Below are 26,931 nucleotides of genomic sequence, written 5' to 3'. Positions count from 1 at the left end.
GTCCGAGGAGGGGCCGTGTCGAAGCGCACCCGCAAGCGGAAGTGGCGTACCCGTAAGGCGAACCACGGGCGGCGGCCCGCGTAGCCGCCGCCGGGAAGGCCGGGCGGCCGGGGGTCAGCGCGCCGTCGGCCCCGGGGGAATCCAGTCCTGCGGCGGGGAGGGCTCGGGGTCCCTGGGGGTGAAGAGGCCGGTGAGGCAGAGGTGGGTGAGCATGGCGGTGAGGGGCCAGGCCAGGAGCATGCCCTTCGCGCCGAGCTTGAGGGGCGCGTCGAAGGTCACGCCCCGGCCCGCCTCCTTGGCGTGGGCCGCCACATCGGCCGTCGGGCCGAGCCACACCCCCAGCCGCCAGGCGAGCACCGAGGCCAGCACCCCGCCGAGCGCCAGCGCGATCACCAGCGGGATGCCGCCGCACCGGCGGAAGAGATAGACGGCCGCGCCGCTCAGCACCCCGAGGGCCGCCGCCAGCAGCGCGAACACACCGTCCGCGCCCACCGCGCTCTCGCTCTCGGTGTTCTTGAGGAACACCGCCTCGCCGTTGGAGATCAGCGGCACCCGGGGGGCGAGCCAGAGCCACAGCAGCCCCAGCACCACGCCCAGCACCGTCACGACGAGCGCCACCAGGGCGGCGTCCCGCAGCTCGGCGCGCGGGCCCCCGGGGTAGCCGGGGACCTCGGCCGCCGGGGCGGGCGGCGGGGCCGCCCAGGGGTTGTCGTTCGGCGGGGGCGGCGTCAGAGGTGCGGTCACCCGGCCATCGTGCCAGGCGAGCGCCGACCACGCCTCACCGGACCGGGCCTACCGGACCGCCGCCCGCCGGTACGCCCAGGTCGCGACCGCCAGTGAGACCACGCCGACCAGCGCGCACACCGCGAGGTCGCGCGCGACCGCCGTCCAGTCCGGGTTGGCGTAGAAGGTCCTGGCCAGGGCCTCGACGCCATAGGTGGAGGGCAGCAGATCACGGGCGTACGAGATCACTCCGGGCATCCGGTCGGCGGGCAGCACCCCCAGCAGCAGGGCGGCCGACATGCCGAGCTGGCCGAGGAGAGTGGCCAGTTCCTGACGGGGCGCGAGCAGTCCGAGCGCCGCGCCGAGTCCGGCGAGCGCGGCCCCGGCGAGCGGGATCACCGCCACCAGGACCCACAGATGCGTCATCGGCAGCGAGAAGAGCATGCTGCCCGTCACCGCCGTGACGATCGTGCCGGGCACGGTGAAGGAGGCGTACGCCCCCGCCGCGCCGAGCACCACCGCGGCGGGCGGCACCGGCAGGGTCGCGTAGTGGTCGAGCCCGCCGTTGGCCCGCAGCTGTCCGAAGTACTGGGCGAGCAGATTGAGCGCGACGAAGGCCACCACCAGCACGGAGGAACCGGCCACCACGGCCCGGGCCTCCGCGCCGCCGTCGACGACGCCCCGCATCAGGACCATGATCCCGACGGACTGGAAGGTCGCCACGAAGAGCAGCGGGATGCGGGCCACCCGGGCCCGCGACAGCTGGGCGCGGTAGATCGCGCCCATCGCGGGCAGCAGCCGGGCCCGGGGCGCGAGCGGCGCCGGCGCCGACGCCGCCTCCGTGCCCCGGCCTCTGCTCCGCGTCCGTCCGGACACCGCCTCCATGGGCACGATGCTCACGCCTTGACCAGCCCCTTCGTCGCATTCCCCCCGAGCGCCAAATACACGTCCTCCAGGCTGGGCGTCGCGAGGGTGAAGTCGTCGAGCGCGGCGAAGGCCGCACCGCCCGTCACCGCGGCGACCGCCGCACGCGCCTCGTCCGGCGCCAGCCTGAGCACCCAGCGGCGGCCCGACTCCTGCGCCAAGTCGCGCAGGGCCGCCACCTCCGGCACCTCCATCGGTGCCCGTTCCCGCCACACCAGTTCCACCCGCACCTCGCCCGCGACCCGTTCCTTCAGTCCGCCGGGGGTGTCGCAGGCGATCACCCGTCCCCGGTCCAGCACCGCGACCCGGTCCAGCACGGTCTCGGCCTCGATCACATTGTGGGTCACCAGCAGGACGGTCGTGCCGTGTTCGGCCCTTCGCCGGTCCACCGCGGCCCACACCGCCCGCCGGGCGATCGGGTCCATGCCCGCCGTGGGCTCGTCCAGGACGAGCAGCGGACGCTCCCCCACCAGCGTGGCGGCGAAACAGGCGAGCCGCCGCTGGCCCCCGGAGAGCTTCTTCAGCGGACGGCCGGCCAGCTCGGTCAGACCCAGCTCGTCGAGGACGGCGTCGCGCTCGGCGCGGGCGTCCTTGATGGTGAGCCCGCGCAGCCGGCCGGTGGTCTCGGCGGCGAGCGCCACCGTCAGTTCGTCGAGCGCGGTGGACTCCTGGCCGAGATAGCCGATCAGCCGGGCGGCCCGCTCGGGGTGGCGCACCAGGTCGTGACCGAGCACCTCGACGCCGCCCGAGTCGGGGCGCATCAGACCGGTCAGCTGGCGCACGAGGGTGGACTTGCCGGCTCCGTTGGGGCCGAGCAGTCCGAAGATCTCACCGCCCCGCACTTCCAGGCTGATGCCGTCCGTGGCCCGCACCTCGGGCGTCGCCGGAACCCCTCGGCGGGCGCGCGCGGCAGGGTACGTCTTGACCAGTCGCCGCACCACGCACACCGTACTCACGAGGTACGAGAGTACGGGGTCCTCAGCTCTGCTCGCTTACGGGGGCGTGCTCAGCTGCCGCCCTCACATCGATCTCCCGCCAGAACCCCGCTCTGATCGCGTAACGGTCGTGCTCGTCGATCTGATCGTCCTTGTGGGCGAGGAGACCGAAGCGGGCCGCGTACCGCAGGAGTTCGCCGTCGATCCGGTGCGGAATCCTCGGGTACATGGTGGACAGCTTCTGCACATGCCCGTTCTCGCCGAGGCGTTCCATCCAGCGGCGGGCGAACACCTGGCCCACCTCGAAGGGGTCGCCGCCGACGGTGGTGATGTCCTCCTCGCGGTCGGCCCAGCGCTGCTCGGCGCTGGTGAGCTGGGCGAGGGTGGGGAGGGAGGCGGTCTCGGGCGGCTCCCCCAGCGGACCGCCGGGCCGCTCCACCCAGCCCTTGTCGGAGGACCAGCGCAGGGTGGCACTGGGCGGGGGCTGCGGGGCGTGCGCCCCCGGCGCGCGCAGGCCGGCGAGATCCTTGGGGGTGGGCACCCCCTTGGCCGCGGCGGGGACCGGGCCCGGCTCCGCACCGTTGGCGGCGGCGGGCCGTGAGCCGTTGCGCACCGCGTCCGGGGCGGCCGCCTGGGCGGCGGCGAGGGCCGACTCGGGCAGCGGGGCGGAGAGGATGGCCGCGATCTCGGGCCGGGGCACCGGCGGCGGCGCGCAGACCGCGCCCAGCTCCTTCGCCCGTACGGCGGTGGTGATCCACGCCCGGTCCAGCACCCGGCGCTCATCGGCCTCGGCGACCAGGTCCTCGGACTGGTTGTAGTCGCCGTCGGCGGCCTGCACCGCCCAGAGGTGCACGGCGACGCCGTGTTCCTTCGCGGACATCAGACCGGGCAGCAGATCGCCGTCCCCGGTCACCAGCACCACGTCCGAACAGGCGCGGTTTCTGGCGAGTTCGGTCAGCTCGGCGTGCATCGCCGCGTCCACCCCCTTCTGCGCCCAGCGGCCGTCGCTGCGGGTCAGCGCGCCGAGGCGGACCGTCACCCGGGGCATCACCCGCAGCCGCCGGTGCTCCGGCTGGGGTACGCGGTCGGGGGCGCCGTCGAACCAGTAGATGCGCAGCAGGGGGCGTTCGGTGTCGGCCTCGGCGAGCTCACGCAGGCCCTGGATGAGGGCGGCGTGATCGACGGTGATCCGGGAACGCGTCGGTTCCCCGGCGAGCAGGCTCGCGGCGGCCCCGAGCAGATAGCCGGCGTCCACCAGCACAACGCAGCGGTCCACGCGCTCCACCCTCTTTCGGGTACATAGAGGTCTTGGGGACTGAGATATCGGAATGCTTGCGGATCTTGAAAAGACTGATCTTGAAGAGTTGTGAAAAGAAGCGGCGGAAACAGCGGAAACAGTCGTGATCGGCCGAGCGGTCCGGCGGAGCCGGGAATCGGGGAGACGTGTGCTCCCCGGTGTCGGTTCCGGACCGGGGATTGTTCCGGGTTTCCGTCGAGTCTGCCCGACCGCGTCAGGGTTGACGGCCGGAACTCGATCATCGGCGTGGCGGAAGTTTTCTCAGGGCTCATAACAAGGGCCCCTTACCCAGGGCAATGATCCAAAATGCGACTCAACGCCCCATATGTGAGTCTGGTCGCGGTTCCAGCCCCGAGAACTCTGATGGAGGCACACCATGGCCAAGAACAAGAATCGCAAGGGCAGTCATCAGCAGGACCGGTCGTCCGCCGCGGAGCGCGGCAAGGAGCAGGCGAAGTCCACCGCCTACGAGTCGCAGACGCAGAACCCGCCCCCCTCTCCGGCGCAGGGCAGCCCGGCGGACGTCGCCCGTAAGCACCAGCGTCGATTCGGGCACAACTGACCGACCCCGCGGCGCCGCCGCGGCACAGGGAAGGGGCGCGCCCGTCGATGCGGGCGCGCCCCTTCCGCGTGGTGTTCCCGGCGGTGGTGCCGGGCCGGTTCCCCGGTGCCGGTCAGCCGGCCAGGCAGGCCGGGCCGAGGAGCACCTTCAGATCGCCGAAGAGCGCGGGATCGGGCTGGACCCGGTGCCGGTCGAGCCGGAGCACCGTGGTCGAGCGGGGGCCCTGGAGCTTGATCCGGACCTCGGTGTTGCCCTTGTGGTGGCTGAGGATCTCGCCGAGCCTGGTGACCATGGGCGGGGTCACCTTCACGGTGGGGATGGTGACGACGACCGGGGCGTTGGTCCCGGCGTTGGAGAGGTCGGGGACCATCAGCTCCATGGCGACGAGACGGGGCACGTCCTCGCGCTTGTCGAGGCGTCCCTTGACGAAGACGACGGTGTCCTCGACCAGCTGGGTGGAGACCAGCTGATAGGTGGCGGGGAAGAACATGCACTCGATGGAGCCGGCCAGGTCCTCCACGGTGGCGATGGCCCAGGCGTTGCCCTGCTTGGTCATCTTGCGCTGGAGGCCGGAGATGATGCCGCCGATGGTCACCACCGCGCCGTCGGCGTGCTCACCGCCGGTGAGCTGGGAGATCGAGGCGTCCGACTTGTCGGAGAGGACGTGCTCGATGCCGAAGAGGGGGTGGTCGGAGACATAGAGCCCGAGCATCTCCCGCTCCTGGGCGAGCAGATAGGACTTCTCCCACTCCACGTCGGAGAACTCGACGTCGAGCCCGAAGCCCGGCTCGTCCCCGGCGTCCTCGTCGCCCATGCCGCCGAAGAGGTCGAACTGTCCCTCGGCCTCCTTGCGCTTGACCGCGACCACGTTGTCGATCATGGGTTCGTGGTGGGCGACCAGTCCCTTGCGGGTGTGGCCCATCTCGTCGAACGCGCCGGCCTTGATCAGGGACTCCACGGTCCGCTTGTTGCAGACCACGGCCTCGACCTTGTCGAGGAAGTCGGGGAAGGAGGAGTACTTCCCCTTGGACTTGCGGGAACGGATGATCGAGTCGACCACGTTGGTTCCGACATTGCGGACCGCCGTGAGGCCGAAGAGGATCACGTCGTCGCCCTGGGCGGCGAAGTTCGACTCCGACTCGTTGACATTCGGCGGGAGCACCTTGATGCCCATGCGGCGGCACTCGTTGAGATAGACCGCCGACTTGTCCTTGTCGTCCTTGACCGAGGTCAGCAGCGCCGCCATGTACTCGGCCGGGTAGTTCGCCTTGAGATAGGCGGTCCAGTAGGTGACCAGTCCGTACGCGGAGGAGTGGGCCTTGTTGAAGGCGTATCCGGCGAACGGGACCAGCACGTCCCACAGGGCCTGGATCGCCTCGTCGGAGTAGTTGTTCTTCCGCGCGCCGGCCTGGAAGATCGTGAAGTTCTTCGCCAGCTCCTCGGGCTTCTTCTTGCCCATCACCCGGCGGAGGATGTCGGCCTCGCCGAGCGAGTACCCGGCGATGATCTGGGCGGCCTTCTGGACCTGCTCCTGGTAGACGATCAGGCCGTGGGTGATGTCGAGGACCTCCCGGAGCGGCTCTTCCAGCTCCGGGTGGATCGGGGTGATCTCCTGCTGCTTGTTCTTGCGCAGCGCGTAGTTCGTGTGGGAGTTCATTCCCATCGGGCCCGGCCGGTACAGGGCCGAGACGGCGGAGATGTCCTCGAAGTTGTCGGGCTTCATCAGCCGCAGCAGCGAGCGCATGGGGCCGCCGTCGAACTGGAAGACGCCGAGGGTGTCACCGCGGCAGAGCAGTTCGAAGGTGGGCGCGTCGTTCAGCGGGAGGGCGAGCATCTCCAGCTCGACGCCCTTGTTCGCCTTCACCATCTTGACGGCGTCGTCCATGATGGTGAGGTTGCGCAGGCCCAGGAAGTCCATCTTCAGCAGGCCGAGCGACTCGCACTGCGGATAGTCCCACTGGGTGATGGTGACGCCGTCGGTGTGGCGGACCCAGACCGGCGCGTGGTCGGTGATGGTCTCGCTGGACATGATCACGCCGGCGGCGTGCACACCCATCTGGCGGACCAGGCCCTCGACGCCCTTGGCGGTGTCGATGACCTTCTTCACATCCGGTTCGTTCTCGTACATCCCCCGGATCTCGCCCGCCTCGCTGTAGCGCGGGTGGGAGGGGTCGGTGATGCCGGAGAGGTCGATTCCCTTGCCGAGGACGTCGGCGGGCATGGCCTTGGTCAGCCGGTCGCCCATCGCGTACGGGTAGCCGAGCACCCGGGCGGAGTCCTTGATGGCGTTCTTCGCCTTGATCTTTCCGTAGGTGCCGATCATGGCGACCTTGTCGGCGCCGTACTTCTCGGTCACATAGCGGATCACTTCGACGCGCCTGCGCTCGTCGAAGTCGATGTCGACGTCGGGCATGGAGACGCGCTCGGGGTTGAGGAAGCGCTCGAAGATCAGTCCGTGCTCGATCGGGTCGAGGTCGGTGATGCCCATCGCGTACGAGACGATCGAGCCGGCCGCCGAGCCACGGCCGGGGCCGACCGCGATGCCCTGGTTCTTGGCCCACATGATGAAGTCGGCGACGACGAGGAAGTACCCCGGGAACCCCATCTCGATGATGACGTCCATCTCGTACTCCGCCTGGCGCTGGCGGTCCTCGGGGACGCCGCCGGGGAAGCGGCGGGCCATGCCGACCCGGACCTCCTCGCGGAACCAGGTGGTCTCGGTGTAGCCCTCGGGGATGTCGAACTTCGGCATCAGGTTCCGGGCCTGGAACATGCCCTCGGTGTTGATCTGCTCGGCGACCAGCAGGGTGTTGCGGCACCCCTCCTGCCAGGCGTCCGAGGAGTCCACCGCGTACATCTCTTCGGTGGTCTTCAGGTAGTAGCCGGTGCCGTCGAAGCGGAAGCGGTCCGGGTCGGAGAGGTTCTTGCCGGTCTGGATGCAGAGCAGCGCGTCGTGCGCGGTCGCCTCGCCGGCGTAGGTGTAGTGGGAGTCATTGGTGACCAGCGGCGGGATGTCGAGCTTCTTCCCGATCTCCAGCAGGCCGTCCCGCACCCGGCGCTCGATCTCGATGCCGTGGTCCATCAGCTCCAGGAAGTAGCGCTCCTTGCCGAAGATGTCCTGGTACTCCGAGGCCGCCTTCAGGGCCTCGTCGAACTGGCCCAGCCGCAGCCGGGTCTGGAGCTCGCCCGAGGGACAGCCGGTCGAGGCGATCAGCCCCTCCGACCACTGGGAGATCGTCTCCTTGTCCATCCGGGGCCACTTCTGGAGCCAGCCCTCCTTGTAGGCGTCCGAGGAGAGCCGGAAGAGGTTGTGCAGACCCGTCTGGTTCGCCGCCCAGATCGTCTTATGCGTATAACCACCGGAACCGGACACATCGTCGCGCTTCTGGTGCGGCTGTCCCCACTGGATCTTCCGCTTGGTCCGCCGGGACTCCGGGGCCACATAGGCCTCGATCCCGATGATCGGCGTCACCCCCGCCTTCTTCGCCTGGTGGAAGAAGTCGTACGCACCGTGCAGATTGCCGTGGTCCGTCATCGCGATGTGGGACATGCCCATCTCATTGCACGCGTCGAACATGTCCTTCAGCCGCGCCGCGCCGTCCAGCAGCGAGTACTGGGTGTGCACATGCAGATGCGTAAACGGCGGTTTGGTCACGGCGGGGGCCTCCAGAGGAGCGGGCGACGGCAGGCGGCGGGAGTGTCTGGGGAGACAGCTCGGAAGTCTACGACTCCCGACCGACAACCGTGGCGCTCCGCGAAGGTCCGCGGGACCGTCCGCACAGATGCCCGATGAGGGGGCACTCCCGGCCGCCGCCGAGCGTTGGAGAGGGGTGGAACGCCTTGTCCCCCGGGCCCTGCCCGGGATCCCCCCCGTACTGCCCCAGGAGGCACACAGCGATGTCGGTACCGCACCCCGCCGAGGTCACGGCCGAAGAGCGCGGTGAGCAGATTCTCACCGTGATCGGGACCGCCTTCGGCGAGCTCCTGGCCGCCGACCCGGCCGCCTTCCGGATCAAGTTCCGGAAGATGGCCGCCTCGGCGTTCGCCTTCTACCGGGGCACCGCAGGGCTGTTCTACAGCGATCTGGAGCGGGAGCACACCGCCCGGGGCGACGAGGGGATCCACCAGGGCCCCTATCTGGACGAGCGCACCAGCCGGGTCTGGATCCACGGTGATCTCCACGCGGAGAATTTCGGCACCTACATGGACTCCAACGGCCGGCTGATCTTCAACGTCAATGATTTCGACGAGGCCTATGTCGGGCCTTTCACCTGGGACCTGAAGCGGCTGGCCGCCTCGCTGGCGCTGATCGGCTACACCAAGGCGTTCAGCGACGACCAGATCACCGAGCTGGTGCGGACCTACGCCGCCGCCTACCGCGAGCGGATCCACGCCCTGGCGAGCGGCGCGAAGGACGACGACGTCCCGTCCTTCACCCTGGACACCGCCGAGGGCCCCCTGCTGGCCGCCCTGCGGCACGCCCGCGCGCGCACCCGGTTCTCGCTGCTGGACTCCATGACCGAGATCCGGGACTTCGAGCGGCGCTTCGCCGCCGGCGGCAGCGCGATCGAGCTGGACGCCGCCACCCGGTACAAGGTGCTCGCGGCCTTCGACGGCTATCTGGAGACCCTCCCCGAGTCCAGCCTCGCCCGGCCCGACTCCTACCGGGTGAAGGACGTCGTCGGCAGACGCGGCGTGGGCATCGGCTCCGCCGGTCTGCCCTCGTACAACATCCTGCTGGAGGGCAACAGCGACGCCCTGGAGAACGACGTCGTGATCTATCTCAAGCAGGCGCAGACCCCGGCGGTCTCCCGGCACATCGACGATCCGGCCGTACGCGGATACTTCCGGCACGAGGGCCACCGCACCGTGATCTCCCAGCGGGCCCTCCAGGACCACGCCGACCCCTGGCTGGGCTGGACCGAGCTGGACGGCGCGGGCCAGCTGGTCGCCGAGGTCTCCCCGTACGCGGTCGACCTGGACTGGTCGGACATCGACGACCCCGCGGAGATCGCCGCTGTCGTCGCGGACCTGGGCCGGGCCACGGCCACCATGCACGGCGCGGCGGACGACGGCAGCGGCCACTCCCTGGTGCCGTTCTCCACCGAGCGCGCCATCGACGCGGCGATCGCCGCCGACGAGGAGGGCTTCGCCGGACTGCTGGTGGACTTCGCCCACGGCTACGGAGCGCGGGCCCGGGCCGATCACCAGATATTCGTCGACCTCTTCCGCAATGGCCGGATACCGGGGCTGTGAGCGGCCCCCGGAAGGCGGAAGGATGTCTTAAGCCCCCTCTCACGGAGGCATGACACACTCGGATGGCGATGGACGTATCGGGAGCACAGCTCAGAGCGGTGCGGGCGGCGATCTTCACGGCACTGGTCGTGACGCTGTCCGCCGCCTCGCATGTGCTGCTCTCGGGCGTCCCGCTGCCGTGGACGACGGTCGCCGGTCTGTCGGCGGGTGTCTTCGCCGTGGCGTACGCGCTGTCGGGCCGTGAGCGCGGGTTCTGGCGGATCGCGAGCCTGCTCGTGCCGCTGGAGCTGGCCGCCGACACGGTCTTCACCAGCGGTCAGGACCTCTGTTACGGCCCCGGCGGCGGACCGGTCGCCGGTTCGCTGCGGGCGCTGGGCTTCGATGTGCTCTGCGGCGGGGTCGGCGGCGGACTGCCGGGGGTGAGCGCCGCGCAGCCCGGTGCGGCGGCCCTGACGGCGGCTCCCCATGATCCGGCGCTGCCCTGGCTGCTGCTGGCGGCCCATGTCGGTGTCGGGCTGCTCGCGGCGGCCTGGCTCTGGCACGGCGAGGCGGCGCTCGCCGCGCTGCTGCGGACGGTGGGCGCGCTCGCCTTCCGGCCGCTGCTGATCGCGGTCGCCGTGGTGGCGACCGCGCATCCCGCGGTGCGCCGCCGGGTGCGGGCCCTGACCCGGCCCGCCGTCTCCCGCACACGCGCGCTGGTGCACTCCGTCGGGCGGCGGGGCCCTCCCCCGTGTCCGGCCGCGGCTCTCGGCTGAGCCGAGCCGCTCCGTCACGGCTCCCGACCCGAGCCGTACCCCTTCGCGTACACCGCGGCCCGGCCCGGTGCCGCCCCGCGGCACCCTCTCGCGGGCCCGGCGGTCCGCGCAGTCCCCCGTCTTTCGTCCGTATCCCCTGATACGTCATCTTTCCGGAGTGAATCACCATGAGTGCACGCAACAGCAAGGCCAACAAGGCGGCGGCCCGTGAGCGGCTGCGCGAGGAGCGCGAGCGGGTGGCCAAGAAGGAGCGGGCCCGCCGGCAGCTGATCGTGGCCGGCACCACGGTCGCGGTCCTCGCCCTCGCGGGCGGCATCGGCTACGCCGTGATGCAGGCGAACGAGCCCACCGCCTGGGACGCGGCGAAGGACGCCAAGAACGTCACCGCGCCGAAGAACACCAGCGGCAAGAACGGCACCGAGGTCGTCATCGGCAAGGCGGACGCCAAGAAGACGCTCGCGGTGTACGAGGACTCCCGCTGCCCCTCCTGTGCCAACTTCGAGCAGGCGGTCGGCGAGGAGCTGAAGAAGGACGTCGCCGCCGGCAAGTACAAGATGAAGTACGTCGGCGCGACCTTCCTCGACAACGGGGACGGCGGCGAGGGCTCCAAGAACGCGCTCAGCGCGCTGGGCGCGGCGCTCAATGTCGGACCCGAGGCGTTCATGGAGTACAAGGCGGCGCTGTACTCCAAGGAGTTCTTCCCGGCCGAGAGCAAGGACGTCTTCGCCGAGGACTCCTACCTGCTGAAGATCGCCGACGCGGTCCCGAAGCTGAAGGACAACGCCGCCTTCGAGAAGGACGTCAAGAACGGCACGTTCGACGCCTGGGCGATGAAGATGTCGGCGGCGTTCGACGACAGCGGTGTCAAGGGCACCCCGACGGTGATGATGGACGGCAAGAAGATCAACGGCGCGGGCACCGACCAGACCCCGATGACCGCGGAGTCCTTCCGGGCCGCCGTCGACAAGGCCCTCAAGGCCTGACACCACGGGGGCGGGCGGGGGCCGGACCCCTCGCCCGCCCCCGCTCCCGCCTCAGGACTCCAGCGTCTCCAGGAAACCGAGCGACACCCGCCAGGCCGTCTCCGCGGCCTCCTCGTCGTAGTCGGGCAGCTCCGGGTCGGTGAAGAGATGCCCCGCGCCCGGGTACCGGTAGACCTCCGCCTCGGCCCCCGCCCGGCCCATGCCCAAGTACCAGGCGGTCAGCCAGTCGTGCGGCTCGAAGGGGTCGGGGTCGGCGATGTGCAGCTGTACGGGAAGCTCGTCCACCGACGCGCTCTCGGCGATGTCCGAGGTGCCGTGCATCAGCAGCAGCCCCCGGGCCTTCTCGTCGCCGAGCGCCAGGGTCTGCGCGATCGAGGCCCCCAGCGAGAACCCCGCGTAGACCACGCCCCGGTCGGAGTAGGGCGCGGCGGCGAGGACCGCCCGCTTCAGCAGTTCGTCCTTGCCCAGCCCGTCCTTGAAGGCCATGCCGTCCTCGACGGTGTCGAAGGTACGGCCCTCGAAGAGGTCGGGCGTCCACACCTGGTGCCCCGCCGCCCGCAGCCGCTCGGCGGCCGAGCGCACGGCGGGACGGAGGCCGTATGTGGAATGAAAAAGCATGATGTGCATGCGGTCAGGTTACGTTCGAAACATGGAGAACGTACTGCGCCCTCTGATCGTCATCGGCGGTTCGGTCGTCCTCACGCTGTTCGTGGGATGGCTGGTCGACCTGCTGCTCCGCCGGGCCGACGCCCGGCACCCGGAGACCCCGCTGTGGGGTCTGCTGCGCCGCTGCCGCGTCCCGCTGCGGGTGGTGCTGCTCACCGCGCTGCTGAGAGGGAGTTACCGGCAGGCGGAGATCGCCGCTCTCGTCCCGTACCGCAGGGGCATCGGACAGCTGCTGACCCTGGTGCTGATCGGGGCCTCCGCCTGGCTGGTCGTCAAAATCGCCACCGCCGTCGTGGAGTCGGTCTACAGCCGGTACGCGGCCACCACCCGCGATCCCGCCCGGCTGCGCCGGGTCCGTACCCAGGTCACCCTGATCCAGCGGGTGGTCATCGCGGTGGTGGGTGTGGTGGCGGTCTCCGCGATGCTGCTGACCTTCCCCGCGATGCGGACCGTCGGCACCTCGATGCTGGCGTCGGCCGGTGTGCTGGGCATCGTCGCGGGCATCGCGGCCCAGTCGACACTGGGGAATCTCTTCGCCGGGCTCCAGATCGCCTTCGGCGACATGGTGCGGATCGGGGACACCGTGGTGGTCGACGGGGAGTGGGGCACGGTCGAGGAGATCACCCTCACCTTCCTCGCCGTGCGGACCTGGGACGAGCGGCGGATCACCATGCCGGTGTCGTACTTCACCAGCAAGCCGTTCGAGAACTGGTCGCGCGGCGGGGTGCAGATGACGGGGACGGTCTTCTTCCATCTGGACCACTCCGCCCCGGTGCCGCTGATGCGGGAGAAGCTGCACCGGATCGTCGAGGAGTGTCCCGCGTGGGACGGCCGGGACTGGTCGCTCGCCGTGACGGACACCACGCCGACCACGATCCAGGTGCGGGCCGTGGTGACCGCCAAGGACGCCGACGACATCTGGACCGTCCGGTGCGCGGTGCGCGAGCAGCTGGTGGCCTGGCTGCACGAGCACCATCCGTACGCGCTGCCGAAGGTGGCGACGGGCCCGGCGGTGGAGCCCGCCGGGCGGCGGGCGAAGGAGAGCCTTCCGGCGGCGGAGGAGCCGCGCACCGGGCGCGGCTGACGGGCGCGGGGAGGAAGAGCCGAGGGCGGTCTCAGCGGAGGCTGTGCACGTCAAGCCGCCGCAGCACCCGGTCCACCACCTCGGGGTCGGCCCCCGGTTCGCTGCGGGCCGCCAGCACCTCGTGGCGGGCGGCCGACAGCATCTCCCGCTGGATCCGGCGGACCGTCCTGGCCCGCTCGACCCGTTTGGCGTACCAGTCCCGGCGGTCCTCGTCGAGGATGTCCGGGCTGATCCTCGCCCCCACCTCGTACGCACCGCGCAGCAGCCGTTCGCCGACGTCCTCGGGCAGCTCCTCCACCTCCTCGATCTCCCTCAGCCGGTGCCGGGCGGCGCGGGCGGCCCGTACGGCCAGGGTGTGCTCCAGCTCGCGCTCGGCCCCGGCGTCGGCACGGACCCCCAGCCGGCGCACCAGCCAGGGCAGGGTGAGGCCCTGGATCACCAGGGTGGCGAGGATCACCACGAAGGCGATGAAGACGATCTCGGAGCGGGCCGGGAAGGGCCCGCCGCCGTCGATCGTCAGCGGGATGGCGAGCGCGAGCGCCACCGAGGCGACGCCGCGCATGCCGGACCACCACATCACCACGGTCTCGCGCCAGCTGACGGGGATGTCCTCGTCGTAGTCGCGGCGGTGGTGCAGCCGTTTGGCGAGCCAGGTGGCGGGGAGCAGCCACAGCAGCCGTACGCCGACGACGGTGGCGGTGACGATCCCTCCCCAGACGAGCAGCTCGGACAGCCGGCCGTCGACGGTGCCGAAGACGGTGTGGAGTTCGAGGCCGATCAGCCCGAAGGCGACGCCGGTGACCAGGGTGTCGATGATCTCCCAGAAGGTCCGCCCGGCCAGCCGTCCCATGACGTCGTCGGCGTCGGCGGCGTGCTCCGCGAGGAAGAGGGCGGTGGTGAGGACGGCGAGCACGCCGGAGCCGTGCAGCTCCTCGGCGAGCACATAGCTGACGAAGGGCACCATCAGCGAGAGCCCGACCTGGAGGGTGGCGTCGCCGAGGCAGCCCATCAGCTTGTTGGAGAGCCAGCCGAGGGCGAGTCCGACGGCGACGGCGACCACGGCGGAGAGCACGAGCTGCGCCCCGGCGGCGGGCCAGGAGAAGGTGCCGCTGACCACGGCGGCGATCGCCACGTGGTAGAGCACGATCGCGGTGACGTCGTTGAAGAGCCCCTCGCCCTCCAGGATGGAGACCAGCCGGCGGGGCAGCCCCAGCCGGCCGGCGACGGCGGTGGCGGCGACCGGGTCGGGGGGCGCGACCAGCGCGCCGAGCGCGACGGCGGCGGCGAGCGGCAGACCGGGCACGAGAGCCTGGACGACGGCGGCGACGGCGGCCGTGGTGACGAAGACCAGGGCGACGGCGAGCAGCAGGATGGGCCGTACATTGGCGGTGAACTGCCGCCAGGAGGTCCGCTGGACCGCCGCGTACAGAAGGGGCGGCAGCACCAGCGGCAGGATGAACTCGGGCGGGACCTCGACGGTCGGCACGAAGGGCAGAAAGGCCACCCCGGCCCCGGCGAGGGTCATCAGCACCGGCGCGGGAAGGTCGAGCCGCTCCCCCAGCGGCACGGTCACCACGGCTCCGAGCAGCAGCGCCAGCAGCAGTGCGACTTGGTCCACGGGGACGCCCTCCGGGGAATGAACCACCACAATCAGGCCATCAGCCTGCCATGCAATGTGTTCAATTCACCTGAAATGCCGCTTTGCCACCCGTGGAGCGGCTTCAGAGCGCCCGGCGCATCCCCCGGTGGCCGATGCCGCCCTCGGAGAACTCCTCGCCGTACGCCGCGTACCCCAGCCGCTCGTAGAACGCGAGCGCGTGGGTCTGGGCGTGCAGATCGACCGCCGAGAGCCCCCGCTCACGGGCCGCTTCCTCGATCGCGCGGACCAGCGCGACCCCGATGCCCAGGCCCCGGGCGGACGCGGTGACCGCGAGCCGGCCCAGCACGCCGAGCGCGGGATCGCCGCCGGTACGGCCCGCCGCGCCGGGGCCGTGGAGCAGCCGGGCGGTGCCGAGCGGGGTGCCGTCCCCGTCCACCGCCAGCACATGCACGGTGTCGGCGGCCGGCTCGTCGAAGGCGTCGTACTCGATCTCGGCGGGCACCCGCTGCTCGGCGATGAAGACCTCTTCGCGCAGGGCGAAGCAGGAGGCCCGGTCAGCCGGGCCGTCGGCGATCCGCACCGAGCGGGAGACGCCCGGTGTCACGCACTCTCCGCCGCGATGATCTCCAGCGCCCGGCGGAGATCCTCGGGGTAGCCGCTCTCGAACTCCACCCACTGGCCGTCGGCCGGGTGCTCGAAGCCGAGCCGCACCGCGTGCAGCCACTGCCGGGTCAGGCCCAGCCGCTTCGCCAGCGTCGGGTCCGCGCCATAGGTGAGGTCGCCCACACAGGGGTGGTGATGGGCGGACATGTGGACCCGGATCTGGTGGGTACGCCCGGTCTCCAGCTTGATGTCGAGCAGGGAGGCGGCGCGGAACGCCTCCTGGAGGTCGTAGTGCGTCACCGAGGGCTTGCCCTCGGCGGTCACGGCCCACTTGTAGTCGTGGCGGGGGTGGCGGCCGATGGGGGCGTCGATCGTCCCGCTCATCGGGTCCGGGTGGCCCTGCACCAGCGCGTGGTAGCGCTTGTCGACGGTGCGCTCCCGGAACTGCTGCTTGAGCAGGGTGTAGGCGCGCTCGGACTTGGCCACGACCATCAGCCCCGAGGTGCCGACGTCCAGCCGGTGCACGATGCCCTGGCGCTCGGCGGCGCCGGAGGTGGAGATCCGGTAGCCCGCGGCGGCGAGGCCGCCGATCACCGTGGTCCCGGTCCAGCCGGGGCTGGGGTGGGCGGCGACGCCCACCGGCTTCATGATCACGACGATGTCGTCGTCGTCGTGGACGATCTCCATGCCCTCGACCGGCTCGGCCACGAGCTGGACGGGCGCGGGGGCCTGGGGCATCTCGACCTCCAGCCACGCGCCGCCGTGCACTCGCTCGGACTTCCCGACGGCAGCGCCGTCGACCAGCACTTTCCCGGCGGCGGCCAGCTCGGCCGCCTTGGTGCGGGAGAACCCGAAAATACGGGAGATGACGGCGTCGACGCGCTCGCCCTCAAGGCCGTCGGGTACGGGCAGGGTGCGGATCTCGGGAAGGGTACTCACCCGTCGAGTATGCCTTGTCCCGGCACCCGACCGGCTCAGTCCTTGTGGACGGTGCCGTCCGGGTCGAGCCCCTTGAAGGAGAGGATCACGATGAGAATGCCGCCGGAGACGATGGCGGTGTCCGCGAGATTGAAGACGGCGAAGTGCGCGGGGGCGATGAAATCGACGACCGCGCCCTCGAAGACCCCGGGAGCCCGGAAGATCCGGTCGGTGAGGTTGCCGAGCGCCCCGCCGAGCAGCAGACCGAGCGCGACGGCCCAGGGCAGGCTGTAGAGCTTGCGCGCCAGTCGGATGATCACCACGATCACCGAGGCGGCGATGGCGGTGAAGATCACCGTGAACGCCTCGCCGATGCCGAAGGCCGCGCCCGCGTTCCGTACCGCCTCGAACCTCAGCCAGTCGCCGATGACCTCGATGGGGGCATGGTGCTCCAGCTTGGCCACCACGAGCATCTTGGTGCCGAGGTCGATCAGGTACGCCACGATCGCGATCGACACCAGGACGGCGACCCTGCGCCGTCCCTTGGGCTGCTCGGCGGGAGCCGCAGCCTCGTCGTCAACATCTGGCGTACCGATGGCGCGCTCCGCCTCTGTCACGTGAGTCCCTCAACCTAGGTGCCTGACTGACCACGAGGGTACGGCACACACGTACGGAGTCAGCCCCGGCGTTCCTGCTTCTGCTTGCACTCCACACAGAGTGTGGCGCGGGGGAATGCCTGCATACGGGCCTTGCCGATGGGTTTGCCGCAGTTCTCGCAGACGCCGTAGGTGCCGGCGTCGAGGCGCAGCAGCGCGCGCTCGGTCTGCTCCAGCAGCTCCCGGGCGTTGGCCGCCAGCGACAGCTCGTGCTCCCGCGTGATGTTCTTGGTGCCGGTGTCGGCGTCGTCGCCGGTCGAGCCGCCGCCGGTGTCGCGCATCAGATTGGCGAGGGCAGCCTCGGAGGTGGTCAGCTCGGCGTTGAGCCGGAGCACCTCGCTCTCCAGCTCGGCACGGGCCTCGGCGACCTCCTCCGGGGTCCATGGGTCCTCACCGGGGCGGATCGCCAGCTCGCCCGGGGCGCTCGCGGCGGCCGCGCGGGCCGGGGGCACCCCGGCGGGGCCGCCTCCGGCGACCGAGGTCTTCTTGGCTCGCACCGTACTGGCTCCTGTCTGCCGGGCCGACCCGGCCGCCTCACGGGCCGCCGGCGCGGCCTTCTTCGCTGTCTTCGCTGTCTTCGCTGTCTTCGCTGTCTTCGCTGTCTTCCTGGCCGCCGTCTTCCCGGCCGCGGCCTTCTTCGCCGCCGGTGGCGGTTCGGCGTGCGCGACGGGCGGCGGGGTCTCCGCGTCCTTCCGCGCCGCCGTCTTCTTCGCGGCGGCCTTCTTGGCCGGGGCCTTCTTCGCAGGGGCCTTCTTCGCCCCGGTCTCCCCGGCGGCAGCCGCCTCCCCCTCCCCGGCCGGAGCAGAGGCCGCGGTGGAACTCGTGGACGCCGGATCGCTCTCGGCGGTCTTCTTCGCCACCATGGCCGCGGCCCCTTCACATATTGTGATCTTGCACGCGAATCGTGCTGGGACGATAAATCGGCCCCGGAGCCGCGGCAAACGGTGCACGCCGTGCCGCCGCCCGCCGCGGCCCCCGGCGAATCGGACTCGCAAGCCTTGTGCCCAGCTCCCCGCCCGGTAATCCGGCGCTCGGCCCGCCCGGGGACTCCACCGGCGCGCGTCCGGCCATCCGGGTCGCCCGCCCCTCCCCGTACGGCGTACGGCGACCGCCCCCGCGCCCCCGGCCCGCCGGGCTCCCGGCCGCCGCCGGGAAGAGGTCCCGAAGATTTATCCGGTCGGCCGTCCGGGGCCGCGCCCCTTACACTGGGCGGAGCGAAAGGCTTGGATGGGGACGAGTAGCGTCGTACGCAGCCATGAGCGACCCGGGGACGGTGCGAGCCCGGGGGCGAGCGCGATGTGAAGAATCACCCCGGAGCCGCCGGAAGAAAACCGCGAGGTGAGTAGAGCCGGCGTCGCTACCCCAATGAGGGGGCGGTGCGCCTCGCGCGCCGCCAAGGAGGGTGGTACCGCGGGAGCAGATCCGGCTCTCGTCCCTCCGACGGAAGAGATCGCAGTCCGCCGGAGGAGCCTCGATGACACCCCCGCAGTACCAGTACCGCCAGGTGCCCGCCCAGGTAGACCTGCCCGCGCTGGAGCACGCCGTGCTCGATTTCTGGCGCGAGAGCAAGGTCTTCGCCAAGAGCCTCGCCCAGTCCGAGGGCCGCCCCGAGTGGGTCTTCTACGAGGGCCCGCCGACCGCCAACGGCATGCCCGGCGCCCATCACATCGAGGCCCGCGTCTTCAAGGACGTCTTCCCCCGGTTCCGCACCATGAACGGCTACCACGTCGCCCGCAAGGCCGGCTGGGACTGTCACGGGCTGCCGGTCGAGCTGGCCGTCGAGAAGGAGCTGGGCTTCTCCGGCAAGAAGGACATCGAGGCGTACGGCATCGCCGAGTTCAACGCCAAGTGCCGGGAGTCGGTGAGCCGTCACACGGACGCCTTCGCCGAGCTGACCGACCGCATGGGCTACTGGGTCGACATGGACGACGCCTACTGGACCATGAAGCCCGAGTACATCGACTCGGTCTGGTGGTCGCTGAAGGAGATCTTCGGCAAGGGCATGCTCGTCCAGGACCACCGGGTCGCGCCCTGGTGCCCCCGCTGCGGCACCGGTCTCTCCGACCACGAGCTGGCGCAGGGGTACGAGACGGTCGTGGACCCCTCGGTCTTCGTCCGCTTCCCGCTGACCTCGGGACCGCTGGCCGGCGAGGCCGCGCTGCTGGTGTGGACGACCACCCCGTGGACGCTGGTGTCGAACACCGCCGTCGCCGCGCACCCCGAGGTCGCCTATGTGGTGGCCACGGACGGCACGGAGAAGCTCGTCGTCGCCGAACCGCTGCTGGAGAAGGCGCTCGGCGAGGGCTGGGAGGCCACGGGCCAGTCCTTCACCGGCGCCGAGATGGAGCGCTGGACGTACGAGCGCCCCTTCGACCTGGTGGAGTTCCCGGCCGAGGCGCACTACGTCGTCAACGCCGACTACGTCACCACCTCCGACGGCACCGGCCTGGTCCACCAGTCCCCCGCCTTCGGCGAGGACGACCTCAAGGTCTGCCGCGCCTACGGCCTGCCGGTCGTGAACCCGGTCCGCCCGGACGGCACCTTCGAGGAGGACGTGCCGCTGGTCGGCGGGGTCTTCTTCAAGAAGGCCGACGAGCGGCTGACCGCCGACCTCCAGGAGCGCGGCCGGCTCTTCCGCCACATCCCGTACGAGCACAGCTACCCGCACTGCTGGCGCTGTCACACCGCGCTGCTCTACTACGCGCAGCCGTCCTGGTACATCCGCACCACCGCGGTCAAGGACCGGCTGATCGAGGAGAACGAGAACACCAACTGGTTCCCCGACACGGTCAAGCACGGCCGGTTCGGCGACTGGCTGAACAACAACATCGACTGGGCGCTCTCCCGCAACCGCTACTGGGGCACCCCGCTGCCGATCTGGCGCTGTGAGGAGAACCACCTCACCTGTGTGGGCTCGCGCGCCGAGCTGACCGAGCTGACCGGCTCCGACCAGTCCTCGCTGGACCCGCACCGGCCGTTCATCGACGAGGTGACCTTCGACTGCCCGCAGTGCTCCGGCACCGCGACCCGCGTCCCCGAGGTGATCGACGCCTGGTACGACGCCGGCGCGATGCCGTTCGCGCAGTGGGGATACCCGTACCAGAACAAGGACGTCTTCGAGAAGCGCTACCCGGCGCAGTTCATCTCGGAGGCCATCGACCAGACCCGCGGGTGGTTCTACACCCTGATGGCGGTCGGCACCCTGGTCTTCGACAAGTCCTCGTACGAGAACGTCGTCTGCCTCGGGCACATCCTCGCCGAGGACGGCCGGAAGATGTCCAAGCACCTGGGGAACATCCTTCAGCCGATCCCGCTGATGGACCAGCACGGCGCCGACGCGGTCCGCTGGTTCATGGCGGCCGGCGGCTCGCCGTGGTCCGCGCGCCGGGTCGGGCACAGCACGATCCAGGAGGTCGTGCGCAAGACCCTGCTGACGTACTGGAACACCGTGGCGTTCCAGGCGCTGTACGCACGCACCTCCGGCTGGGCCCCCTCGGCCGCCGACCCGGCCCCGGCCGGGCGGACGGTCCTGGACCGCTGGCTGCTGAGCGAGCTGAACGCGCTGGTGGACCAGGTCACCCAGGCGATGGAGAGCTTCGACACCCAGCGGGCCGGAAAGCTGCTCTCCTCCTTCGTGGACGATCTGTCGAACTGGTACGTGCGCCGGTCGCGCCGCCGCTTCTGGCAGGGCGACCCGGCCGCGCTGCGCACGCTGCACGACGTCATCGAGACGGTGACCCGGCTGATGGCCCCGCTGACGCCCTTCATCACCGAGCGGGTCTGGCAGGACCTGGTGGTCCCGGTCACCCCGGACGCGCCGGAGTCGGTGCATCTGTCGACCTGGCCGGCGGCGGAGCTGGACGCGATCGACCCGGTGCTCTCCCGCCAGATGACGCTGGTGCGCAGGCTGGTCGAGCTGGGCCGGGCCACCCGCGCCGAGTCCGGTGTGAAGACGCGCCAGCCGCTGTCCCGCGCGCTGGTCGCGGCGACGGGCTTCGACGCGCTCCCGCCGGAGCTGCGTGCACAGATCACGGAGGAGCTGAACGTCTCCTCGCTCGCCTCGCTCTCCGAGGTGGGCGGCTCGCTGGTCGACACGACGGCGAAGGCGAACTTCCGGGCGCTGGGCAAGCGTTTCGGCAAGGGCGTCCAGGCCGTGGCCAAGGCGGTCGCGGAGGCGGACGCCGCCGCGCTGTCACTGGCGCTGCGCGAGGGCACGGCCTCCGTCGAGGTCGACGGCGAGAGCGTGACGCTCTCCCCGGACGAGGTCATCATCACCGAGACTCCCCGTGAGGGCTGGTCGGTGGCGTCGGACTCGGGCGCGACGGTCGCGCTGGATCTGGAGATCACCCCGGAACTGCGGCTGGCGGGGCTGGCCCGTGACGCGATCCGGCTGATCCAGGAGGCCCGCAAGAACAGCGGTCTCGATGTGGCCGACCGGATCTCGGTGGTGTGGACGTCCTCCGACGACTCCACCGCCGAGGCGCTCACGGCGCACGCGCCCCTGATCGCGGACGAGGTGCTGGCCACGGACTTCACCCGATCGGCCCCGGACGACGGCTTCGGCGAGGCCTTCACCGACGAGCCCCTGGCGCTCACCTTCCATCTGCGCAAGGTGTAGCTCCGCACACCTGTGGGGGCCGGGACCCGAGGAGGGTCCCGGCCCCCACACATGTGCCCTGAACCGGAAGCGGTACGGCACACGACATGGGGCCGGGCCCAGGACATTCGTCCCGGGCCCGGCCCCATGTCTGCCGACGGCTACGCGCTCACTTCAGCGCGCGCGTACCGCTCAGTTGTCGTCCTCGTCGATCAGGAAACCGCGCATCGGCGCGGGCGCCTGCTGCATCGGCTGCGGAGCCTGCGGCCTGACCGGAGCCATCGGCTGGGTCATCGCCGGGGACATCTGCTGCTGGCCGCCGTACGAAGGACCGCCGCCCATCGACGGGTTGCCGCCCATGGACTGGCCCATCGACGGAGCGCCGCCCATCGCGTGACCCATCGAGGGGGCGCCCGCGGACGCCATCGAGGGGGACGGCGGCAGGGAGGCCGCCGACGGGGTGCGCGGCGGGGCCAGCGAGTCGTCGGCCTGGGTCTCCAGCTGACGCAGCTGGCTCTCCAGGTACGACTTCAGCCTGGTGCGGTACTCACGCTCGAAGCCCCGCAGGTCCTCGACCTTGCGCTCCAGCGTGGCGCGCGCGGACTCCAGGGAACCCATCGCGACGCGGTGCTTCTCCTGCGCGTCCCGCTCCAGCGCGTCGGCCTTGGCGCGGGCGTCCCGCTCCAGGCCCTCGGCGCGCGAACGGGCCTCGCCGACGATCTTGTTGGCCTCGGAACGGGCCTCCGCGATCGCCTGGTCGGCGGTCTGCTGAGCCAGCGAGAGGACTCGGGCGGCGCTGTCGCCGCCGGGGCCCTGACCGGGCTGCTGCATCTGCTGGTGGCCGCCCATCGGGCCGCCCTGCATGTTGCCGCCCTGCATCGGGCCGCCCATGGGACCGCCCTGCATGTTGCCGCCCTGCATGGGACCGCCCATGGGGCCGCCCATCGGGTTGCCGCCCTGCATCGGACCGCCCTGCATGTTGCCACCGGGGCCACCCATCGGGTTGCCGTGGCTGGGACCCGCCGGCAGCTGAGGAGCTCCACCGGGCAGCTGGGGGGGACCCATCTGCGGGGGCTGCTGCTGCTGGACGGGGGGGCCCGATATGGCGGCGGGCACCGGTGCGCCCGGTCCCCCGCGGCCGTCCTGCGGCTCCGGGGGTTTGCGCATGCCCTGCTGTTGCTGGTTCTGCGCGGCCGCACGAGTAGCGGCGGCCAACTTGGCCCGCAGATCCTCGTTCTCACGGAGCAAACGGGTCAATTCAGACTCGACCTCGTCGAGGAAGGCATCGACCTCGTCCTCGTCATAGCCTTCTCGGAGGCGGACGGTCGTGAACTGCTTGTTCCGCACGTCCTCAGGAGTCAGCGGCATCTCTTCTTCACCTCTACGTAGTCGTCGGCAGTCGGCAAGACCGTATCGTCCACAGTTCCCTCCCTCATCTCGCGAAGCGACCCACGATATTGAGCAGGATGTAGACGATGATCATCAGAACGAAGAAGGACAGGTCGAGTGCCACGCCCCCGAGACGCAACGGCGGGATGAACCGCCGAAGAAGCTTGAGCGGTGGATCGGTGACAGTGTAGGTGGCCTCAAGGACGACCACCATCGCCTTACCGGGTTGCCATGAACGGGCGAACTGGAAGACATAGTCCATGACCAGCCGGAAAATCAGCACGACGAGGAAACACAACAGCGCGATGTAGACCACCTGTAGTGCGACGCCCATCCCGCGCTTCTCCCCTGTGCTCTCGTGGTCCGGCCGTGCGGCCGGGTCGTCCCGGTGTTGATGCTTCTCAGCTCTGGTTGAAGAAACCGCCCTCTGCGATACGGGCCTTGTCCTCCGCCGTGACATCGACGTTAGCAGGCGACAACAGGAACACCTTCTGTGTCACCCGCTCAATGCTGCCATGCAGACCGAAGACAAGTCCCGCGGCAAAGTCGACAAGTCGCTTCGCGTCGGTGTCGTCCATCTCGGTCAGATTCATGATCACCGGAGTCCCCTCGCGGAAGTGTTCCCCGATGGTACGGGCCTCGTTGTAGGTCCGGGGGTGCAATGTGGTGATGCGGTAGGGCTCCCGCTCGGACACAACCTTGGGCATGATCACCGGCGCGTTCTTCTCCAGGCTCGGACGTTCAGGTGTGATGGACGCCACGGGGGCGATTCGCGCCGGACGTCCGTTTTCTGCGGGTAGCGAAGCGGGAACGGGCATCGGCTCGCGCTGCGGCGGCGGCTGCACCGCCCGTACCGGTTCCTCACGTTCGACCTGATGCGGGGGCTGGTGCCGGCGGTGTTCCCGCTCGGGCTCCGGCTCGGGTTCGAAGTCGTCGTCGGGGTCAAAACCCCGGCCGTCGTACCCATCGTCCTCCACGAGGCCGAGGTAGACCGCCATCTTGCGCATCGCGCCGGCCATGCTCTGAGTCCTCCGCTCTGTGGTGGATCGGCCTTTGTCACCAAGTGCCCGCGATCCACTGGGTCTGCCCGCTTTGCTGCGGTAATGACCATATTTTCTGCTGTGGTCCGACTTCTTGGCGACGTTACCCGAGCCGGGGACGGACTCCGAGTACCGCAGTGCCGACGCGCACATGTGTCGCCCCCGCCGCCACGGCTTCCTCAAGGTCCGAGCTCATCCCCGCCGAAACCATGTTGGCAGCAGGATGCCCGACGCGCAGGCCGGATGAGAATTCCATCAGCCGCTCGAAAGCGTCCCGTTGCCGTCCCGCGTACTCCCCGGCGAGGGGCGCGACGGTCATCAGCCCGTCGAGGCGCAGCCCTGACGCGCCGTCAATCGCGGCGGCCAGTTCACCGATTCCGTCCGGCGCGACCCCGCCGCGCTCCCCGCGTGCGCCGGCGTCCGCGTCCAGCGCGACCTGGATCAGACAGCCCAGCTCCCGGCCGGCACGGACGGCCGCGGCGGAGAGCGCCGTGACCAGTTTCATCCGATCGATCGACTGCACCACATCGGCATAACCAACCACGGAACGGACTTTATTGGTCTGAAGCTGACCGACAAAGTGCCATTTCAGATCGAGATCGGCGCATTCGGCCGCCTTCGGAGCGGCGTCCTGGTCGCGGTTCTCGGCGACATTCCTCACACCGAGTTCATGCAGAAGACGGACGTCGCTCGCGGGGTAGGTCTTGGTGACGACGATGAGCGTCACCTCTTCGCGCGCGCGGCCGGAGGCGGCGCAGGCGGAGGCGATACGTTCCTCCACGAGTGCCAGGTTCGCGGCCAGTTCGGCGCGCCGGACCTCAGGGTCGTCGGCGTTCCGACCGGCGGCGTTCCGACCGGTGGCGTCGTGCTCCGTCATGCTGCGCTCTCTTCTGCGGGGGAAGGGGCTTCCGTCTCCCCGGAGAGCGGTGTCAGCCAGACATATCCGGCGAGTCGCCCGGTGGTGCGGTCGCGGCGGTACGAGTAGTGGTCCTTGGATTCCAGGGTGCAGAACCGGGAGGCCCGGCGGTCGCGCACCCCGGCGGCGGCGAGCTGGGCGTGGACTCCGGCGACGACGTCGACCGCCGGGGTGCCCCAGCCGGTCTCGGACCAGGCGGCCGGTTCGGCCGCGGCCACCTCCGCCCGCATCCTCTCGGGGACTTCGTAGCACCGGCCGCAGACCGCGGGGCCGGTGCGGGCCATGATCCGGTCCGGGCGGGCGCCGGCCGAGACCATCGCGGCGACCGTCTCCGGGACGATCCCGGCGGCCATGCCGGGCCGGCCCGCGTGGGCGGCGGCCACCACTCCGGCGACCGGATCGGCCAGCAGGACCGGGACGCAGTCGGCGGTCAGCACCGCGAGCGCGAGTCCGCGCCGGGCGGTGACCAGCGCGTCCACCGAGGGAACGGCCGCGTCCCCCCAGGGTCCTTCGACCCGGGCGACGTCCTTGCCGTGGACCTGGTTCATCCAGACCACCAGCTCCGGGTCGATCCCCAGCGCCCGGGCGGCGATCGCCCGGTTGGCGCGTACGGCCCCGGGCTCGTCGCCGACCGCGCCGCCGAGGTTGAGCTCCTCGTACGGAACGGCGCTCACCCCGCCCCACCGGTCGGTGAAGGCGAAGTGCGCGCCGTTCGCGTGTATCGCGTCGTGCCCCACGGTCACTTCAAGAAGTCCGGTACATCCAGCTCTTCGACCGAGGTGTCCGCGTAGGGACGGGCCGGGGGAACCTGGGCGGACGAGGAGTGGTCGTTGGAGAGCGGGGCGGGCTCGGGCTTGGGCTCCTCGCGGACCGGCACCGTGCCGAGGCCGCCGGTCTGGCGCGGGCTCTCGGCGCGGGCGGGCGGAGCCTGCGGCTCCTCGCGCTTGCCGGAGGCCGAGCCGAGGACGGTGTCCCGGCGGGCCGGCGGCTGTCCGCCGTCGAACCCGGCCGCGATGACCGTGACCCTGACCTCGTCGCCGAGGGCGTCGTCGATGACGGCGCCGAAGATGATGTTGGCCTCGGGGTGCGCCGCCTCGCTGACCAGCTGGGCCGCCTCGTTGATCTCGAAGAGCCCCAGGTCGGAGCCGCCCGAGATGGAGAGCAGCACTCCGCGCGCCCCGTCGATGGACGCCTCCAGGAGCGGCGAGGAGATCGCCATCTCGGCGGCGGCCACCGCGCGGTCGTCGCCGCGGGCCGAGCCGATGCCCATGAGGGCGGATCCGGCCTCGGACATCACGGACTTGACGTCGGCGAAGTCGAGGTTGATCAGACCCGGTGTGGTGATCAGATCGGTGATGCCCTGGACGCCGGAGAGCAGCACCTGGTCGGCGGACTTGAACGCGTCCAGCACGCTGACCTGGCGGTCCGAGATGGACAGCAGCCGGTCGTTGGGGATGACGATGAGGGTGTCGACCTCTTCGCGGAGCTCGGCGATGCCGTCCTCCGCCTGATTGGCGCGACGGCGGCCCTCGAAGGTGAACGGGCGGGTGACCACGCCGATCGTCAGCGCGCCCAGCGAGCGGGCGATGTTGGCCACGACGGGCGCGCCGCCGGTGCCGGTGCCGCCGCCCTCTCCGGCGGTGACGAAGACCATGTCGGCCCCCTTGAGGACCTCCTCGATCTCCTCACGGTGGTCCTCTGCCGCCTTGCGGCCGACGGCCGGGTTGGCTCCGGCGCCGAGGCCCCTGGTGAGTTCCCTGCCGACGTCGAGCTTGACGTCGGCGTCGCTCATCAACAGTGCCTGAGCATCGGTGTTGATGGCGATGAACTCGACGCCCTTGAGGCCGACCTCGATCATTCGGTTGATGGCATTGACACCACCGCCGCCGACACCGATGACCTTGATGACTGCGAGGTAGTTCTGCGGTGCTGCCACGTCGAAGGCCTCTCGCCTCGAGATACGTGTCGTCACCGCGCGGTCTGCGCGCCATGACGACGGATGCCGATGGGACGGTCCGAAACGCCGA

23 protein-coding genes are annotated in these 26,931 nt (G+C 70.6%); 6 read left to right on the top strand and 17 right to left on the bottom strand.

Going from position 1 to position 26,931, the window contains the following annotated elements; all coding sequences use genetic code 11:
- Positions 1-114 precede the first annotated feature (114 nt).
- Genes ABD371_RS10970 through ABD371_RS10955 form a run of 4 tightly spaced genes read right to left on the bottom strand, consistent with a single transcriptional unit; the run spans position 115 to position 3,867 of the window.
- Positions 115-744, bottom strand: a complete 630-nt coding sequence (locus ABD371_RS10970) for a DUF2567 domain-containing protein (RefSeq protein WP_344475352.1) — start codon at positions 742-744, stop codon at positions 115-117.
- 48 nt (positions 745-792) lie between these two features.
- On the bottom strand, positions 793-1,608 hold the full coding sequence (locus ABD371_RS10965; RefSeq protein WP_381733603.1) for an ABC transporter permease: 816 nt from the start codon (positions 1,606-1,608) through the stop codon (positions 793-795).
- 11 nt (positions 1,609-1,619) lie between these two features.
- Positions 1,620-2,585, bottom strand: a complete 966-nt coding sequence (locus tag ABD371_RS10960; protein WP_344475762.1) for an ABC transporter ATP-binding protein — start codon at positions 2,583-2,585, stop codon at positions 1,620-1,622.
- Positions 2,586-2,625: 40 nt separating this feature from the next.
- Positions 2,626-3,867, bottom strand: coding sequence for an NYN domain-containing protein (locus ABD371_RS10955; protein WP_344475348.1), 1,242 nt, complete (start codon positions 3,865-3,867; stop codon positions 2,626-2,628).
- Positions 3,868-4,255: 388 nt separating this feature from the next.
- On the opposite strand from ABD371_RS10955, the gene ABD371_RS10950 reads away from it, so the two are divergent.
- Positions 4,256-4,441, top strand: a complete 186-nt coding sequence (locus ABD371_RS10950) for a hypothetical protein (RefSeq protein WP_190126003.1) — start codon at positions 4,256-4,258, stop codon at positions 4,439-4,441.
- A 112-nt stretch (positions 4,442-4,553) separates the two neighbouring features.
- On the opposite strand, the gene dnaE is transcribed toward ABD371_RS10950, so the two are convergent.
- Positions 4,554-8,096 carry a DNA polymerase III subunit alpha gene (dnaE, locus tag ABD371_RS10945; RefSeq protein ID WP_344475346.1) on the bottom strand — a complete coding sequence of 1,181 codons (3,543 nt, stop codon included), beginning with the start codon at positions 8,094-8,096 and terminating at the stop codon, positions 4,554-4,556.
- Between the two features lie 242 nt (positions 8,097-8,338).
- Here dnaE and ABD371_RS10940 point away from each other — a divergent pair, with 242 nt between their 5' ends.
- The 3 genes from ABD371_RS10940 (at position 8,339) to ABD371_RS10930 (ending at position 11,435) form a co-directional block, all read left to right on the top strand.
- Positions 8,339-9,697, top strand: a complete 1,359-nt coding sequence (locus ABD371_RS10940) for a DUF2252 domain-containing protein (protein WP_344475344.1) — start codon at positions 8,339-8,341, stop codon at positions 9,695-9,697.
- Positions 9,698-9,765: 68 nt separating this feature from the next.
- Positions 9,766-10,452, top strand: a complete 687-nt coding sequence (locus ABD371_RS10935; RefSeq protein WP_344475342.1) for a hypothetical protein — start codon at positions 9,766-9,768, stop codon at positions 10,450-10,452.
- 167 nt (positions 10,453-10,619) lie between these two features.
- Positions 10,620-11,435 carry a DsbA family protein gene (locus ABD371_RS10930; RefSeq protein WP_344475341.1) on the top strand — a complete coding sequence of 272 codons (816 nt, stop codon included), beginning with the start codon at positions 10,620-10,622 and terminating at the stop codon, positions 11,433-11,435.
- Between the two features lie 51 nt (positions 11,436-11,486).
- Here the strand turns inward: ABD371_RS10930 and ABD371_RS10925 are convergent, their stop codons facing one another.
- Positions 11,487-12,062 (bottom strand): dienelactone hydrolase family protein, encoded by a 576-nt coding sequence (locus ABD371_RS10925; protein WP_344475339.1) that lies wholly within the window; start codon positions 12,060-12,062, stop codon positions 11,487-11,489.
- Positions 12,063-12,084: 22 nt separating this feature from the next.
- On the opposite strand from ABD371_RS10925, the gene ABD371_RS10920 reads away from it, so the two are divergent.
- On the top strand, positions 12,085-13,185 hold the full coding sequence (locus ABD371_RS10920; RefSeq protein ID WP_344475337.1) for a mechanosensitive ion channel family protein: 1,101 nt from the start codon (positions 12,085-12,087) through the stop codon (positions 13,183-13,185).
- Positions 13,186-13,216: 31 nt separating this feature from the next.
- Here ABD371_RS10920 and ABD371_RS10915 read toward each other — a convergent pair whose 3' ends face one another.
- The 5 genes from ABD371_RS10915 to ABD371_RS10895 all read right to left on the bottom strand — a co-directional run bounded on the left by ABD371_RS10915 (position 13,217) and on the right by ABD371_RS10895 (position 17,825).
- The gene (locus ABD371_RS10915) at positions 13,217-14,803 is read right to left on the bottom strand and encodes a Na+/H+ antiporter (RefSeq protein WP_344475335.1); all 1,587 of its coding nucleotides are present in this window, start codon (positions 14,801-14,803) and stop codon (positions 13,217-13,219) included.
- A 103-nt stretch (positions 14,804-14,906) separates the two neighbouring features.
- Positions 14,907-15,389 carry a GNAT family N-acetyltransferase gene (locus ABD371_RS10910; protein ID WP_344475333.1) on the bottom strand — a complete coding sequence of 161 codons (483 nt, stop codon included), beginning with the start codon at positions 15,387-15,389 and terminating at the stop codon, positions 14,907-14,909.
- Positions 15,386-16,327 carry an RluA family pseudouridine synthase gene (locus tag ABD371_RS10905; protein WP_190125995.1) on the bottom strand — a complete coding sequence of 314 codons (942 nt, stop codon included), beginning with the start codon at positions 16,325-16,327 and terminating at the stop codon, positions 15,386-15,388. The genes ABD371_RS10910 and ABD371_RS10905 overlap by 4 nt, the downstream gene beginning before the upstream one ends.
- 35 nt (positions 16,328-16,362) lie before the next feature.
- The gene (gene lspA, locus ABD371_RS10900) at positions 16,363-16,923 is read right to left on the bottom strand and encodes a signal peptidase II (protein WP_344475331.1); all 561 of its coding nucleotides are present in this window, start codon (positions 16,921-16,923) and stop codon (positions 16,363-16,365) included.
- 59 nt (positions 16,924-16,982) lie between these two features.
- Positions 16,983-17,825 (bottom strand): TraR/DksA family transcriptional regulator, encoded by an 843-nt coding sequence (locus ABD371_RS10895; protein WP_344475329.1) that lies wholly within the window; start codon positions 17,823-17,825, stop codon positions 16,983-16,985.
- A gap of 611 nt (positions 17,826-18,436) precedes the next feature.
- Here ABD371_RS10895 and ileS point away from each other — a divergent pair.
- Complete coding sequence (gene ileS / locus ABD371_RS10890) at positions 18,437-21,580, top strand: isoleucine--tRNA ligase (RefSeq protein ID WP_344475327.1); 3,144 nt, start codon at positions 18,437-18,439, stop codon at positions 21,578-21,580.
- 171 nt (positions 21,581-21,751) lie between these two features.
- On the opposite strand, the gene ABD371_RS10885 is transcribed toward ileS, so the two are convergent.
- From ABD371_RS10885 to ftsZ, 6 genes are all read right to left on the bottom strand, one after another.
- The gene (locus tag ABD371_RS10885) at positions 21,752-22,927 is read right to left on the bottom strand and encodes a DivIVA domain-containing protein (RefSeq protein WP_344475325.1); all 1,176 of its coding nucleotides are present in this window, start codon (positions 22,925-22,927) and stop codon (positions 21,752-21,754) included.
- Positions 22,928-22,991: 64 nt separating this feature from the next.
- A complete protein-coding gene (locus ABD371_RS10880; protein WP_190125990.1) occupies positions 22,992-23,282 on the bottom strand; it encodes a YggT family protein in 291 nt (96 codons plus the stop codon).
- Between the two features lie 67 nt (positions 23,283-23,349).
- Positions 23,350-23,967, bottom strand: a complete 618-nt coding sequence (locus ABD371_RS10875) for a cell division protein SepF (protein ID WP_344475324.1) — start codon at positions 23,965-23,967, stop codon at positions 23,350-23,352.
- 124 nt (positions 23,968-24,091) lie between these two features.
- Positions 24,092-24,865 carry a YggS family pyridoxal phosphate-dependent enzyme gene (locus ABD371_RS10870; protein WP_381733476.1) on the bottom strand — a complete coding sequence of 258 codons (774 nt, stop codon included), beginning with the start codon at positions 24,863-24,865 and terminating at the stop codon, positions 24,092-24,094.
- Positions 24,862-25,647, bottom strand: a complete 786-nt coding sequence (pgeF, locus tag ABD371_RS10865) for a peptidoglycan editing factor PgeF (RefSeq protein WP_344475322.1) — start codon at positions 25,645-25,647, stop codon at positions 24,862-24,864. The genes ABD371_RS10870 and pgeF overlap by 4 nt, the downstream gene beginning before the upstream one ends.
- Positions 25,644-26,840 carry a cell division protein FtsZ gene (ftsZ, locus tag ABD371_RS10860; protein WP_190125986.1) on the bottom strand — a complete coding sequence of 399 codons (1,197 nt, stop codon included), beginning with the start codon at positions 26,838-26,840 and terminating at the stop codon, positions 25,644-25,646. Before ftsZ ends, pgeF begins: the two co-directional genes overlap by 4 nt.
- Positions 26,841-26,931 lie beyond the last annotated feature (91 nt).

The sequence above is a fragment of the Streptomyces amakusaensis genome (genome assembly GCF_039532665.1).
GTDB classification, from domain to species: domain Bacteria; phylum Actinomycetota; class Actinomycetes; order Streptomycetales; family Streptomycetaceae; genus Streptomyces; species Streptomyces amakusaensis.
The sequence above is the reverse complement of the archived record's forward strand: the minus strand, read 5'-3'. Positions and strand labels throughout refer to the sequence as shown.